Annotated in this window: 12 protein-coding genes; 3 read left to right on the forward strand and 9 right to left on the reverse strand. The window is 65.7% G+C overall.

What is annotated here, in order from left to right; translation table 11 throughout:
• Positions 1 to 66 precede the first annotated feature (66 nt).
• Complete coding sequence (locus JAB8_RS22865; RefSeq protein ID WP_070291546.1) at positions 67 to 1233, forward strand: cystathionine beta-lyase; 1167 nt, start codon at positions 67 to 69, stop codon at positions 1231 to 1233.
• A 37-nt stretch (positions 1234 to 1270) separates the two neighbouring features.
• On the opposite strand, the gene JAB8_RS22870 is transcribed toward JAB8_RS22865, so the two are convergent.
• Complete coding sequence (locus JAB8_RS22870) at positions 1271 to 1633, reverse strand: hypothetical protein (RefSeq protein WP_070291547.1); 363 nt, start codon at positions 1631 to 1633, stop codon at positions 1271 to 1273.
• Between the two features lie 86 nt (positions 1634 to 1719).
• Between JAB8_RS22870 and JAB8_RS22875 the strand changes: the two genes are divergently transcribed.
• A complete protein-coding gene (locus JAB8_RS22875; protein ID WP_175445237.1) occupies positions 1720 to 3588 on the forward strand; it encodes a serine hydrolase domain-containing protein in 1869 nt (622 codons plus the stop codon).
• Positions 3589 to 3592: 4 nt separating this feature from the next.
• On the opposite strand, the gene JAB8_RS22880 is transcribed toward JAB8_RS22875, so the two are convergent.
• The 7 genes from JAB8_RS22880 to JAB8_RS22910 form a co-directional block, all read right to left on the reverse strand.
• On the reverse strand, positions 3593 to 3859 hold the full coding sequence (locus tag JAB8_RS22880) for a hypothetical protein (protein ID WP_070291549.1): 267 nt from the start codon (positions 3857 to 3859) through the stop codon (positions 3593 to 3595).
• Entirely contained in the window at positions 3856 to 4710 is an 855-nt protein-coding gene (locus tag JAB8_RS22885; RefSeq protein WP_175445238.1) for a DUF692 family multinuclear iron-containing protein, read from the reverse strand. Before JAB8_RS22885 ends, JAB8_RS22880 begins: the two co-directional genes overlap by 4 nt.
• Positions 4700 to 5626 (reverse strand): TIGR04222 domain-containing membrane protein, encoded by a 927-nt coding sequence (locus JAB8_RS22890; protein ID WP_070291551.1) that lies wholly within the window; start codon positions 5624 to 5626, stop codon positions 4700 to 4702. Before JAB8_RS22890 ends, JAB8_RS22885 begins: the two co-directional genes overlap by 11 nt.
• The gene (locus JAB8_RS30205; protein ID WP_139143150.1) at positions 5623 to 6351 is read right to left on the reverse strand and encodes a nucleotidyltransferase domain-containing protein; all 729 of its coding nucleotides are present in this window, start codon (positions 6349 to 6351) and stop codon (positions 5623 to 5625) included. Before JAB8_RS30205 ends, JAB8_RS22890 begins: the two co-directional genes overlap by 4 nt.
• 105 nt (positions 6352 to 6456) lie before the next feature.
• Positions 6457 to 7299, reverse strand: a complete 843-nt coding sequence (gene serB, locus JAB8_RS22900) for a phosphoserine phosphatase SerB (RefSeq protein WP_070218909.1) — start codon at positions 7297 to 7299, stop codon at positions 6457 to 6459.
• 55 nt (positions 7300 to 7354) lie between these two features.
• Positions 7355 to 10798, reverse strand: a complete 3444-nt coding sequence (gene mfd, locus JAB8_RS22905; protein WP_070291552.1) for a transcription-repair coupling factor — start codon at positions 10796 to 10798, stop codon at positions 7355 to 7357.
• Positions 10799 to 10885: 87 nt separating this feature from the next.
• Positions 10886 to 11830, reverse strand: a complete 945-nt coding sequence (locus JAB8_RS22910) for a 5'-nucleotidase (RefSeq protein ID WP_070291553.1) — start codon at positions 11828 to 11830, stop codon at positions 10886 to 10888.
• Between the two features lie 340 nt (positions 11831 to 12170).
• Here JAB8_RS22910 and JAB8_RS22915 point away from each other — a divergent pair, with 340 nt between their 5' ends.
• Positions 12171 to 13937 (forward strand): methyl-accepting chemotaxis protein, encoded by a 1767-nt coding sequence (locus tag JAB8_RS22915; RefSeq protein ID WP_070291554.1) that lies wholly within the window; start codon positions 12171 to 12173, stop codon positions 13935 to 13937.
• A 77-nt stretch (positions 13938 to 14014) separates the two neighbouring features.
• On the opposite strand, the gene JAB8_RS22920 is transcribed toward JAB8_RS22915, so the two are convergent.
• Positions 14015 to 14941: a lipase secretion chaperone gene (locus tag JAB8_RS22920; protein WP_070291555.1), complete on the reverse strand. Its 927-nt coding sequence runs from the start codon at positions 14939 to 14941 to the stop codon at positions 14015 to 14017.
• Between the last annotated feature and the right edge of the window lie 6 nt (positions 14942 to 14947).

Raw genomic sequence — 14947 nt, forward strand, 5'->3', positions numbered from 1 at the left:
GGCATAAGCCCTTACAATCAAGGCGGACCAGCACAGGCTGATCCGCCTTTTTTTATTCCTGACGCCATGACCACACCCAAATCTCCGCAAACCGCGCTGATCCACAGCGATTACCAGGCGCCGCAAGGTTTTGCCGCGTTTCCGAATGCCATCCATCACGCCTCGACCGTGCTGTTCAAGGACGTGGCGGCCATGCGCTCGGGCGACTGGAAAGAGAAGAACGCCTATACCTACGGCTTGCACGGCACGCCCACCACGTTCACCCTGGAAGCGCGGCTGGCCGAGATCGAAGGGGGCACGCACTGCCTGCTGGCGCCGTCGGGACTGGCGGCCATCGCGATGGCGGACTTTGCCTTGCTGAAGACGGGCGACGACGTGCTATTGCCGGAAAATATCTACAACCCGAACCGCGAACTCGGACGCTGGCTGGCGCAGGATTTCGGCATCACGGCCCGCTATTACGATCCGCTCATCGGCGCCGGGATCGCCGCCTTGATCCAGGAAAATACCAAGCTCATCTGGACGGAAGCACCGGGCTCCGTGACGATGGAAGTGCCGGACTTGCCCGCCATCTGCGCGGCCGCCCACGCGCGCGGCGTGCTCGTCGCTTTGGACAACACCTGGTCGGCGGGCCTGGCCCTGCGCGGCTTCGACCTGGGCGTGGACATCATCATGCAGGCGCTGACGAAATATCAGTCGGGCGGCTCGGATGTGCTGATGGGCGCCCTGATCACGCGCGAGCGGGCGCTGCACGACCGCCTGGCGCAGGCGCACATGCGTCTGGGCATGGGCGTGGGGGCGGACGACGCTTATCTGGTGCTGCGCGGCTTGCCGACCATGAAGCTGCGCTTCGACGCCCACGATGCGGGCGCGCGCACGGTGGCCGCCTGGCTCAAGAGCCGGCCGGAGATTGCCACGGTGCTGCATCCGGCTTTCGCCGATTGCCCGGGTCACGCCATCTGGCAGCGCGATTTCACGGGCGCGGGCGGCCTGTTTTCCGTGCTGTTCGATGCCCGCTACACGGAGGCGCAGACAGACCGTTTCGTCGATGCCTTGCAGTTGTTCAAGATTGGCTACAGCTGGGGCGGCGCGAACAGCCTGGTGATGCCGTACCGCATCGCCGCCATGCGCAAGGGCTGGCAGTTGCCGGGTCAGCTGGTGCGGCTGAATGTGGGGCTGGAAGATCCGCAGGATCTGATCGCCGATATCGAACGGGCGTTCGCGGCGATGTAGCGGTATGGGGCAAGCATGTCGGCTTGCCCGCAAGTGCCTACATGGGCACGGGTTTGTTGTTGTTCAGGTCGAGGAAGCCGCGCAGCAGGCGGTAGGCTTTCCACAGCCAGGCCACGCCCCACACGATGATAGCCAGCGGAATGCCGATCAGCGTGATCCACAGGATGGCGCCGACGACGATCCAGGCCACATACCACCAGAAGGAACGGATCATCCAGCTGTGATGGCTGTACACGAAGGTCCCGGCCGCCTCGTCCCGCTTCACATAATTGATGATGAGCGGAATGAAGGAAAACGCGCCCAGCGAAAACACGAAGCTGGCGCCATGTATCAGGTACAACCACCAGGCCAGGTTCTTGGTCTGCTGGAGTTGGGTATCCAAAATAATATCTTGTGACATGAAAGCTCCCGTCGTTGCGCAATTTTTAATTGTAACAAGCAAAGCGGCGAGGCAGCGCAGTCCATGGAAAAAGGCAGAATACATTGTTGAAGCGAAATCAATATTCCACCCTGGCCGCGCGCGCCAGCTCATGGCTGCGGCGCGCCGTGCCGGCCTTGCTGCTGTGCTGTGCCACGGCGGCGCACGCCGCCGGCCCCACCCTGGAGGCGGAGTTTGCCGCCGGCTTGAAGGAAGAGGGCCTGGTGGGCGCCGTCTGGAGCGAAATCTTGCCCGATGGCACAGTCAAAGTCGGCGCGTCCGGCTTGCGCGATGCCGCCAAGCAAGTGCCCATGCAGGCCGATACGCGCATGCAGGTGGGCTCCGTGGGCAAGGTGGCGCTGGCGCTGGGCGTCTTGCGCCTGATCAGCGAAGACAAGCTCACGCTCGACACGCCCCTGCAGCAGGTGCTGCCCGAACTGGCGCTGAGAAACCCGTGGCTGGCCAGCGATCCCGTGCGCATCCGCCACCTGCTGGCGCATACGGCCGGCCTCGATAATGTGCGCTTCTGGCAGGCATTCAGCCTGCAACCGGCGCCGGACACGCCGTTGGCCGCCGCTTTTGACGGCGGCGGCAATCTGCTGCGCGTGCGCACGCGGCCCGGCAGCCGCTACGCTTACTCGAACATGGGCTATGGCTTGCTGGGCATGGTGATTGAGCGAGTCACGGGCCAGCCGTATGAACGCTACCTCGACGCGCAGCTGCTGCAGCCGCTGGGCATGGCGGACAGCACGTTTGCTTTTGTCAGCCAGACAGGCGCGCAGGCTGATCCGCGCTTGGCCATGGGTTATTTCGAGCATGGCGTGGCGCAGCCGGCCGTGCCCCAGTATCTGCGTCCGGCCGCGCAATTTACCACCACGGCGGCCGACATGGGCAAGCTGGCGCAGTTCCTGATGGGCGACGGCAAGCTGCAGGGTACGCAGTTCATCGACCTGGCCCTGATAGGCGCCTTGTCGGAGCCGGCCGGCACCGATGCGGCGCAGGCGGGCCTGGCGACGGGCCACGGCCTGGCGCTGGCCGTGCGCGACCGCCATAATGTCGTCGGCGCCTGCCACCCTGGCACGGCCGTGGGTTTCCGCGCCATGCTGTGCATCTATCCGGAGCAGGACAGCGCCTTCTTCGTGGCCTTTAATACGGATGCGGAGCGGGCCGACTATGAACGCTTCAACCGTCTGCTGCTGCGCGACCTGGAACTGCCCCTGCGCGCGCCGGCCCCGCAGGGCACGCCCGCACCCACGGTGGAAAACTGGCAGGGCGTCTACGTGCCGTCGCCCAGCGCCATGGCCAGCATGGCCTGGATCGATGCCGTCTTCGGCTTTACGCGCGTCAAGTGGGATGGCGAATCGCTGTTCCTGATCCCGTTCCAGGGTGAGCCGAAGGAGCTGGAACCGGTGGGCGGCTTGCTGTTCCGCGCCAGCGACCGCAGCACGCCATCGCACGTGCTGATGCAGGAAGATGGCAAGCATGTGCTCAGCGACGGCTTGCACAGCTATGAGCGCGCGTCGATGCTGCGCATGCTGGTGCTGTGGGGCAGCCTGGCCCTGGGGGCTGCCGGCTTGCTGTACGTGCTGGTGGTGGGTGTCTGGCGCGCCGCGCTGCGCAGCCTAAGGCGGGGCGACCATCTGTTCGCGCCCCTGCTGTCGCTGCTGGCGCTGCTCTTGCCGCTGCCGTTTTTCTATTTCCAGTCCTATCTGCGCCTGGGCGACGTCACCGTGGCCAGCGTGCTGCTGACATTGGCGACGGGCGCGCTGCCGCTGGCCACGGCGTTCGGCCTGGCCCGCTGCTGGCGCAGCCGCGGTACGGCGGCCGAGGCGGGCTCATGGGCGAAATGGGATTGGGTGGCCTTGCTGGCGGCCCTGCAACTGCTGCTGGTGCTGGCCTGGTGGGGTTTGCTGCCGCTGCGGCTGTGGCAGATGTAGGCGGTCAGGTCCAGGCGGCCAGCAGCCGGCGCCACCAGCGTGGTGCCGGCGTAGTCCGTGCACCGTGTCCGGCGCGCCCGGCCCGCTTGGCGCGATAGCTGGCCGCCGCCATCTGCAGGCCAACGCGGTCCATCGCCGCCATCGCTTCCGCTTCCTGCGGCGACAAGCCGTGCAGCAAGGCTTGCGCATGGGGCGCGAGCAGGAAGGCGGCACGCACGGCGTCGTCCGTGTACAGCCTGGCCAGATAGGTTTCCAGTGCGGGAGAGCTCATGCGCTGCGCCCCGCGCGCAAGGCCGCGCGCGCCAGTTCCAGTTGGTCCAGCACGTGGTCGAACGACGGGTAATTGCCGTCGCGTTCGACGATCACCGTCAACGGTTGCGGTGCATGGCGCGCCAGCAGGGTCAATAAAGCGAAGACTTCAGGCGGCACGTCGTGCAGGTGGTCGTCCAGCAGACGCTGGCCGCCGCCCGGCGCAGCTATCCAGTGGCCGCCACTCAGGTGCACGGCGCCGACCCTGTCCAGCGGCAGGCGCAGCAGCAGTTGTTCCGGCTGCTCGCCAATATTGACGGCGTTCGCAAACAGGTTGTGCAGGTCGAGCAGCAGCGGCACTTGCGCGCCGTGGATAATCTGCGCCACCCACTCGGCTTCGTCCATGGTGCTGGCCGGCGGGGCGACGAGGGTGGCGATGTTTTCCATCAGCGGCGTGCTGCCGACGATGCGCGTGGCCAGCGCGATATTGGCGACGGCACCGGCGGCGCTGTGCGGCGTGCGCGGCGGCGCCGCCAGGTGGCCGATTTCCACGCCGCCGGCGCGCACAAAGCTCAGGTGTTCGGACCACGATTCCGCCTGCACCTCCTTCATCAGGCGCGCCATCGCCTGCAGCCGGCGCGGGTCGGCGGGTATCGTCGAGGCCAGCCCCATGCCCACGCCGTGCAGGCTGACGGGCACCTGGCGCGCCAGGCGGCGCAGGGCGGCGATGCCGGCGCGCGGGGCATGGTAATAATCGTCGGCGATCACTTCCAGCACGTCGATCCGCGCCAGGTGGGACAGGATGCCGGCGGCCAGTTCGCCGCGCCAGCCCAGGCCGACGCGGTCGCGCGCGCTTGCCTGGCTAACTGCCACAGCCGCCGCCACCGCCGCACCCGCCGCAGCCGCTGCCGCCGCCATCACCGCCGCCGTCACCGCCCGATGAAGAGCCGCCCGAGTCGCCCGTGCCGCCGGACGACGAGTCGCCGCCCGAACTGTGCCGGGGCGCCGGGTACAGCTCGGCGACATATGCGTACACGGACAAGGGCAGGGCGCCGATGCCGAAGATGGCGGCCAGCAGTGCCATGTCCGCGCTGCTGCTGCCTGCCTGCAGGCGCGCCGAGCGCATGTTCAGGCGGCCAAACAGCATGCGCAAGTCGGTCAGCAGCCGCTGCGCGCTCCAGCTGGTCGCCTGGGTACGCAGGCCGCGCAGCATGAGGAGAAAAATCGCCAGCAGGACTGCCAGGAACAGCAGGTTGTAGTGCTGGCGGCTGATGGCGATGACGGCCTTGACGCCGGCCACCGTCACCAGCAGCCAGTGCGCGGCCCAGGTGATGCGTTCGCGCCGGCGCAGCAGCGGCGGGCCGACCAGCAATTCCTGCTGCGTCAAGGTCTCCTGGTAGGCGCGGCACGATGGCAGCATCCCGGCCTGCACGGCCAGTTCCTTGCTATGGCCCTGGCGGCCCAGGTACAGCCGCAGCACGTCGCGTTCGATGTCGTGGCTGGCGAAGCGCAGGCTGTCGGCGCTGGCCGTTTCCAGCAGCGGGCCATCGGCGCGCAGCAAGCCGCGGTCGACCAGCACGATGGCGGCGATCTTCACGGCTTCGAGGGCGCCGCCGCGCAAGAAGGCGATGCGGTAGGGATCGTCGGCGAGTGTCAGCTGGGCGTGCGGATTGCGCAATTCCTGGCGGATCAGCAGCTCGCGCACGCCGTAGTACACGAGCAGGCCGAAGATCAGATAGGCCAGCAGGAACCACGGTCCGCTCCAGTCAAAGGGATTGAGACCGTTCACCGCATCTGCTCCGCGTGCTCGCGCAGGCGTTCGGTCATCGTCATCAGGCTGGTGAAGGCGGGCAGGGCTTGCCCCGGCGCCAGGCGCGCCGTTTCGCGCGCCGCCGACATCGCTTGCAAGGCTGCGTGCAGCGACGGTTCGCCCAGCTGGTCGACAAACGCTTCGAGCGCCTGCTTGCCGGACAGCGCAGACTTGCCCTCCAGCTGCGCCAGCGAGGCGGCGGCCGAGCGCAAGGGACCGGCGGCGTCGGCGATGGCGCCGGCCAGCTGTTCTTCATTCAGGCTCAATAGCATATAGCGTTCGCGCATGCGCACCTGCTGGTTCAGCAGCACTTGCCGCAGCCGGCGCAGCACGGCATCGCGGCTCGTGTGCAGGCTGGCGAAAGGATCATTGCCCAGCAGGACGCGGTGGCGCGCGATGATGTCGGCGAACTTGACGGCGAAGGCGTCGGCAGCCTGCGTCAATTCGCTTTCGAGCAGGAACATCACCTGCAAGTCTATGGCGGCGTGCGCCAGGCGCAAGGGAGCGCGCAGCGCATCGGCCGCCTGCGGCGTAAAGCGCTTGAGCAGCAACAGCAGGTTGACGTCGGACGTGGCGCGCAACTGGCCGTCGGCGGCCGAGCCAAACAGCACGGCGGCGGCCAGGTCGGCGCCGAAGGCCGTTTGCGCGGCGGCGACGAACACATCCAGGTGGCGTTGTATTTCTTCTGGCAGCGGTGGCGGCATGCGGTGTTCTTTCACGGTGGGCGGGCGGGGTGAATATAAGTTTGCAATATAGCAAACTTATGCAACCGTGCGCGCACCGTCCGGCGCCGCGAACTTGGCCCCGGCTCAGCTCAAGACGTTGAGCAAGCCATCGAGTCCCACGAAGTTCAGCGCCACATCGGCCTGCGAGCGCACCACGGGCTTGGCGCGGAAGGCCACGGACAGGCCGGCGATGCCCATCATTTTCAAGTCGTTGGCGCCGTCGCCCATGACGATGGCCTGCGATGGGGAAATGCCCATCTCCGCGCACACGCGTTCCACCGTGCGCTGCTTTTCCTCGGCGTCGACGATGCCCCCTAAGACTTTGCCCGTCAGCTTGCCGTCGACGATTTCCAGTTCGTTCGCGTGCGTGTAGTCGAGGCCGAGGCGCTCTTTCAGGCGCTCGGTGAAGAAGGTAAAACCGCCCGAGACCAGCAGGGTTTTCAGACCAGCCGCCTGCACGGCCGCCAGCATCTTCTCGGCGCCGAGCGACAGTTTCAGGCGCTCGTCGTAGACGCGCTGCAGGGCCGATGCATCGAGGCCTTCGAGCAGGGCCACGCGCTGTTTCAGGCTGGCCGCGAAATCGAGTTCGCCGCGCATGGCCGCTTCCGTGATGGCCGCCACTTGCGGTTTGAGGCCCTGCATGTCGGCGATTTCATCGATGCACTCGATGGTGATCAGGGTCGAATCCATGTCCATCGCCACCAGCTTGAACTCACTGAGTTCGCGCTGGCCCATCATGTAGGTCGCGTCCAGCTGCGCCGCCTGGGCCGCCACTTCGATGGTGGGGCGCAGGGCTGGCGAATAGGCGATCTGCTCGCAGCGCACGGCATTCGGACCGAGGCGCGTGACGGACGTGGGTGCGGCCAGCGCGGCGATGCGTTCGAGGCGCGCGCTATCGCCGTCGAGGCCCTGCAGGATCAGGTTCATGGTGATGGTTGTGGTATTGGTCATGGGTCAGGCCTGCATAAATGGTCGAAATGGTCTACACCGTCAATTGCTTGATGGTGGTCTTGATCTGCGTCACACGCGCGGCCAGGTCCGGCATGGCGGCCGTGATTTTCAGCTTGTCCTGGCCATGCAGCTTGATATGGCGGTTCTTCTGGATCAGGCCGATGATGCGCATCGGGTCGATGGGCGGCTTGGCCATGAATTGCAGGGTGGCCGCCTCGCCATGCACGTCGATCTTGACGATGCCCACGGTTTTCGCCGCGATGCGCAGGCGGTGCGTCTCGACCAGGGCCTTGACGGCGTCGGGCAGCTTGCCGAAGCGGTCGATCAGCTCTTCCTGGATATCGTCGATTTTCTCTTGCGTGGCGCAGTTGGCCAGGCGCTTGTAGATCGACAGGCGCTCGTGCACGTCGCCGCAGAAGTCCGCCGGCAGCAGGGCCGGCACGTGCAGGTTGATCTCGGTGGTCGAGGCCAGCGGCGCGGCCAGGTCCGGCTCCTTGCCGGCCTTCAGCGAGCGCACGGCTTCGTTGAGCATGTCCGAATACAGCTGGAAGCCGATTTCCGTCATCTCGCCCGACTGGCTCTCGCCCAGCACCTCGCCGGCGCCGCGGATTTCCAGGTCGTGCATGGCCAGGTAAAAGCCGCTGCCCAGCTCTTCCATCTGCTGAATGGCGTCCAGGCGGCGCTGCGCCAGTTTCGTCAGGCCCTGCACGTCGTGCACCAGCAAGTAGGCGTAGGCCTGGTGATGCGAGCGGCCCACGCGGCCGCGCAGCTGGTGCAGCTGCGCCAGGCCGAACTTGTCGGCGCGGTGCATGATGATGGTGTTCGCCGTCGGCACGTCGATACCCGTCTCGATGATCGTCGTGCACAGCAAAATATTGAAGCGCTGGGCGACGAAGTCGCGCATGACCTTTTCCAGGTCGCGCTCGTGCATCTGGCCGTGCGCCACGGCGATGCGCGCCTCGGGCAGCAGTTCCGTCAGCATGGCCAGGCGGTTCTGGATGGTTTCCACCTCGTTGTGCAGGAAGTAGATCTGGCCGCCGCGTTTGAGTTCGCGCAAGCACGCTTCGCGGATGATGGCTTCACCCTCGCTGCGGACAAACGTCTTGATGGCCAGGCGCTTTTGCGGCGCCGTGGCGATGATGGAAAAGTCGCGCAAGCCTTCCAGCGCCATGCCCAGGGTGCGCGGGATCGGCGTGGCCGTCAGGGTCAGCACGTCCACTTCCGCGCGCAAGGCTTTCAAGGCTTCCTTCTGGCGTACGCCGAACCGGTGTTCCTCATCGATGATGACGAGGCCCAGGCGCGTGAATTTCACGTCGTCCGACAGCAGTTTATGTGTGCCGATGACGATGTCGATGGTGCCGTCGGCCATGCCCTTGAACGCCTGCGTGATCTCCTTGCCTGTGCGGAAGCGCGACAATTCCGCGATACGCACGGGCCAGTCGGCGAAACGGTCGGCGAAGGTTTGCGCATGCTGCTCGGCCAGCAGGGTGGTGGGCGCCAGGATGGCCACCTGCTTGCCGCCCATGACGGCGATGAAGGCGGCGCGCAGCGCCACTTCCGTCTTGCCGAAGCCGACGTCGCCGCACACGAGGCGGTCCATCGGCTTACCGGACGTCATGTCCTTGATGACGTTGTGGATGGCCTCGGCCTGGTCCGGCGTCTCGTCGAAGCCGAAGCTGTCGGCGAAGCGCTGGTAGTCGTGCGACGAGAATTCGAACGAGTGGCCCTGGCGCAGTGCGCGGCGCGCGTACAGGTTGAGCAGTTCGGCGGCCGTGTCGCGCACCTGTTCGGCGGCGCGCTTCTTCGCCTTTTCCCACTGGCCCGAGCCGAGCGAATGCAGTGGCGCGTCTTCCGGCGAGGCGCCCGAATAGCGCGAGATCACATGCAGCTGCGACACGGGCACATACAGTTTCGTGTCCTTCGCGTACTCGAGGTGCAAAAATTCCGTCTCGCCTTCGCCCAGGTCCATGCTGGTCAGGCCCATGTAGCGCCCGATGCCGTGGTTGATGTGCACGACGGGGTCGCCGATTTTCAGCTCGGACAGGTCGCGCACCATCGACTCGACCTGCGTCACGCCTTCCTGTTTCTTGCTGCCGACCCGGCGGCCGGAACCGGCATACAGCTCCGTCTCGGTGATGAAGGATAAATTTCCTTCCGGCGTAAACAGCTCGAAGCCCGCGTGCAGCGGCGCCACGCCCAGCATCAGCTTGGCGTCGGACTGTAGAAAACCGTCGCTGCCTTCCACCGGTGTCAGCTGCAGGTCGTATTCGCTGAAGTACTGCTGCAGGGTTTCGCGGCGGCCGTTCGATTCGGCGCAGATCATCACGCGGCGGCCCGCTTGCAGCAGATAGCTGCGCAGGTTGGCCAGCGGGTCGTCGGCGCGGCGGTTGACGGCGATGTTAGGAATCGGCGCCGACAGTTCGGACGCCAGCGCATCGTTCGATTTCGCAATCGCCAGGCGCGGATACGGCTTGGCCAGGCCAAAGAACTGCTCGTCGGACAGGAACAGCGCTTCGGGCGGCAGGATAGGCCGCTCGCGGTCGGCCTTCAAAAAGCGGTAGCGCGACTGCGTGTCGGTCCAGAAGCGGCCGATGGCGGCGTCGATCTCGCCCACCAGGGCCAGCGAGGCGTCGGGCGGCAGGTAGTCGAACAGGGTCGCCGTCTGCTCGAAGAACAGGGGCAGATAGTATTCGATACCGGCCGAGGCAATGCCGCTGCTGATGTCCTTGTAGACGACGGAGCGCGACGGGTCGCCTTCGAATTGCTCGCGCCAGCGGTTGCGGAAGGTGGTGCGCGCCGCTTCGTCCATGGGAAATTCGCGGCCCGGCAGCAGCCGCACTTCATGCACGGGGTAGAGCGAGCGCTGGGTGTCGGCGTCGAAGGTGCGGATGGTTTCGATGGTGTCGCCGAACAGGTCGAGCCGGTAGGGTAGGGCGGACCCCATGGGGAACAGGTCGAGCAGGCCGCCGCGCACCGAATATTCGCCCGGCGACATCACTTGCGACACATGGCTGTAGCCGGCCAGGGTCAGCTGCGACTTCAGGCGCGCCTCGTCCAGCGTTTCACCCTTCTTGAAGAAGAAGGTGTAGGCGGCCAGGAAGGACGGCGGCGCCAGGCGCACCAGCGCCGTGGTGGCCGGCACGATCAGCACGTCGCACTGGCGCGTCTGGATTTCGTGCAGCGTGGCCAGGCGCTCGGAGACCAGATCCTGGTGCGGCGAAAAGGCGTCGTAGGGCAGGGTTTCCCAGTCAGGCAGCAGATGGCAGCGCAGTTCCTTGCCGCCAAACCACGGGATTTCATCGAGCAGGCGCTGGCCGTCGCTGGCCTGCGCCACTACCACGGCCAGCATCTGGCCCCGCGCTTTCAATTCCAGTGCGGCCAGCGCCAGGGCATAGGCGTCGGATGAACCATACAGGGCGGGCAGCGCATAGCGGTTGCCGGGCTTGGGGAGGGCTTTCGTTAAGTCTAAGGACATGCAGGCGATGACACTAGTGGCAGAGGCAGTTGAGTGGAACAGCTGTGATGCGCGCCGCGCCGCCAGTGACGGCGCTGACAGGCGAGATTATAGACCATCGCCCGCGCGCATATTCGCAATGCCGAACGGTACATGCACCATCGGGATGGTTCCGCCCGCCGATTTCAGGTGGCTCAACTGGTCGTCGAAGAAGATATGCGGCTTGAACACGGACAGCACGCGCGATTTGTCCATGCCGCCGAGGAAAAACGTCTCGTCGGCCGCCACGCCCCAGCTTTTCAGGGTCGTCACGACGCGCTCGTGCGAGGGCGCGTTGCGCGCCGTGATGATGGCGATGCGCAGGATCTTTTTGTAGCCGGGGTCGCGCCGCTGCGCCTTTTCTTCCAGGCGCTGCATGGTGGCCAGCTTCTGAAACAGGTCGGCCAGCGGGCCGGGGCGGTGCGGTGTGCCCACGTTCAGGGTTTCATGGGCGTGGAATTCATCGACGTCATTGTTGCGCTTGAACACCGTTTCCGCCTCGTCGTCGGCGATCACACCGTCGAAATCGAAGGCCACGCGCAGTTCCTCGTCGTTTTCGTCGTCTTCCGTGCGCGATGGCAGCACCAGGCCGGCCGGATAGTCGCACGCCAGCGCGCTGCGCACGTCGTCTTCGTTCGCGCTGAGGAAGAGCGAGGCGTTGAAGGCGGGCAGGTAAGGATAGGGCGACTTGCCCGTCATGAAGGCGGCGCGCGAGATATCGAGGCCGTAGTGGGCGATCGAATGCATGACGCGCAAGCCCGTTTCCGGCGAATTGCGCGAAAACAGCACCACTTCCACGGGCGACTGGCGCGGGTAGTGCTTGTTGATGTTCAGAAAGCGGCGAATGAAGGGGAAGGCCACGCCGCGCGGCAGGACCGTGTCGATATGCGCTTCCTGGTACTTGCGGTATTCCTCGGGGCCGCTGTCGAGGTAGACCTGGTGCGATTCTGCCAGGTCGAACAGGGCGCTGGAAGCGACCCCGATCACCAGTTTGTGTTCGATAGGATAAGCCATGGTCTGCCTGTTGTTTGCTTGTTGCTCATCTTATACGACTATCAACTGCGTAGCCAATAGTGGCGTATCGGGATTTTTTGCACCAAAGCGGGGCGCCAGGCCGTTTTTTCTGTCCCCTGTGCAATATGCGCCACAGTAAAGAAAGAAATCTTGTTTTGTATCAAGTATGTAGCAGCCAGCGAGCGTATTTTCCACTATGCTTTCACTTATGAAATCTCGCCAATTGTAACGAAGCGTACGCCCTATCCCCGCCACCTTTATACAAGTGTCAGCTGTTTTACTCGAACATGCCAGCCCCAACTTCGCCAGCAGTCGTCGTGACTTTATAAAGGACCTAGCCATGTTTAAGAATTTACTGATCAAATGGAAGCTGGCGACGCTCGTTGCCGTGATGATGGTGGCCTTGCTGGTGGTGGGCATCAGCGGCTACACGGGCATCGCCACCGTGGGGACCGCCGTCAATGAGATCGGCGTGGTGCGCCTGCCGTCGATCCAGGGCCTGATGATGATGAACGAGGGCCAGACGGCCGTCGCCGCCGCCACCCTGACGGCCGCCATCTATGAAAACAATTACCAGGCACAGGACAAGTTCGCGGAAGCGCTGCAGCTGCGCACCAAGGCCTGGAGCAATATCGAGGCAGGCCGCAAGCTGTACGAGCCGCTGCCGCAAACCCCCGAGGAAGCCGTGCTGTGGAAGCGCTTCCTGGACGAATGGGCGGCCTGGAAGGGCGATGACGACAAGGTGCGCGCCATCCTGCGCCAGCTGGCCGACAACCGCGACGAGCCGCGGCAGAAAGAGCTGTTCGTGGCGTTTTACAAGCAGTACCAGGATTCGCGCAGCCTGTTCAGCAAGGCCGAAGCCACGCTCAACGAGATCATCAAGCTCAATAACGGCGTGGCCGATGCCAGCGTCAAGGAAGGCAGCGCCGCCGTGATCCGCTCGGAAAGCCTGATGGTCATCCTCGGCTTGCTGGCTTCCGCGCTGGGCATCGGCTGCGCCGCCTACATCACGCGGGCCATCACGCAGCCGATCAATTCGGCCGTGAAAGTGGCGCAAACGGTGGCCTCGGGCGACCTGACCAGCCACATCGAGGTGCACACAACGGAAGAAACGGGCCAGCTGCTGCAGGCGCTGAAAGACATGAACACCAGCCTCGTGAACATCGTCGGCCAGGTGCGCAGCGGCACGGAGACGATTGCCACGGCGTCGTCGGAAATTGCCAGCGGCAACCTGGACCTGTCCTCGCGCACGGAAGAACAGGCCAGTTCGCTGGAAGAGACGGCATCGTCGATGGAAGAGCTGACGTCGACCGTGCGGCAGAACGCCGACAACGCCCAGCAAGCGAATCAGCTGGCGCTCTCCGCCTCGGGCGTGGCCGTGAAGGGCGGCGCCGTGGTGAGCAAGGTGGTCGAAACCATGGACGCCATCAACGACTCGTCGCGCAAGATCGTCGACATCATTTCCGTCATCGACGGCATCGCCTTCCAGACGAATATCCTGGCCCTGAATGCGGCCGTGGAAGCGGCGCGCGCGGGCGAGCAGGGACGCGGCTTTGCCGTGGTGGCGACCGAGGTGCGCAATCTGGCGCAACGCTCGGCGGCGGCCGCCAAGGAAATCAAGACCCTGATCGGCGACTCCGTCGTGGCCGTCGACACGGGCAGCAAGCTGGTGGCCGAGGCGGGCAGCACGATGGCCGAAATCGTCTCCAGCGTGCAGCGCGTGACGGACATCATGGCGGAGATCAGCCTGGCGACGCAGGAGCAAAGCTCGGGCATCGACCAGATCAACCAGGCCATCGGCCAGATGGACCAGGTGACGCAGCAAAACGCGGCCCTGGTGGAAGAGGCGGCCGCCGCGGCCGAATCGCTGCAGGAGCAATCGGGCCAGCTGGCCCAGGTGGTCAGCGTCTTCAAGCTCGATGGCGCACAGGCGCCAGCCGCGCGCGCAAACGCGAGCGCAAAGCCGGCCGTGCCGCGCGCCGCGGTGGCCAGCGCGCCGAAGCATCCTGCACCGCGTGCGGCTTCGAATACGGGCCGCCCGGCCCTGCGCTCCGTGCCTTCGGGGCAGAAGAGCGCGCCGCGCGAGGACGAGTGGGAAGTGTTCTGACGGCTTGATGGCGCCTGCATGCGCTACCGGACGGCCGCCTTGCGCGGCCGTTTTTTTTAAGGCGTGGCCGGCGGTGGCTATTCGTAGGCACCCAGCCGGCGCTGTTCCTCCGGCGTGAAACTGGCGTCGCGCAGCTGCTGCAGCGCTGCAGCATCCTGTGCGCCGCCGGGCAGGCCGGCCTGCTGCGCCTTCTGTGCCTGGTAAGCGATGATGCGCTGCTGCCACTGCGATTCCTCGCGGTCCAGTTCCGCCAGGCGCGCCGCCGCCGCCGGCGTGAAGGTGCTGGCACGCAGGCGGTAGACTTCATTCTCGCCGCCGCCCTGGGCCCGCAGCGCCTTCACCGAGGCGTCCAGCTGCGCCACCCTGACGGGTGCGTCGCGCGCATCGCGCTGGGCGGGCGACATTTTCTGGTCCAGCACGGCCAGTTGCGCCTGGCGCTGGGTTTCATCGAGCGAGGTATCGCCGAGGATCGCCATGCGCGCCACGGCATCGTCGTCATATGCGTCGCTGGCGCCGAACAGGCCTGTGCTTTCCTCGGGCGTAAAATAATTGCCGCGCAGGGCGCGCATCGCTTGCAGGCGCGCGCGCGCCGCCACGGCGGGATCGGCCTGCGCCGGCAAGGCCTGTTCCGCGCCGGCCAGCGCCTGCTTGTAGGCCAGGTAAGCGCCCAGCAGGCGCTTGGCTTCGCGGGCGGGGACGGGCGCGAGGCGCCGGTCCAGTTCTGCTTCGATCTGGCTGCGGATGGCGGCCAGCGGCTTTTCGCCGAGGCCCGCCAGATAGTAGTCGAACAGGTGCCCCAGTTCCGCGTCGACCACCAGCTTGTCGCCGGCGGCCACCGTCACGTTGCCGTCGGGCCGCGTGCCTTCCATCGAGCGCACGAACGCGAACAGGTCCGGTTCCGCCTTCTCCGGCGGCGGGGCGGGCGGCTCCCCCGGCCGCAATGCCAGGTACAGGACCAGGGCCGCCAGGCTGCCGCCGATGAGCCATCTCGCGTTCGTGCGCATCGCAGC

It is taken from the genome of Janthinobacterium sp. HH106 (assembly GCF_001758725.1).
GTDB lineage: Bacteria > Pseudomonadota > Gammaproteobacteria > Burkholderiales > Burkholderiaceae_D > Janthinobacterium.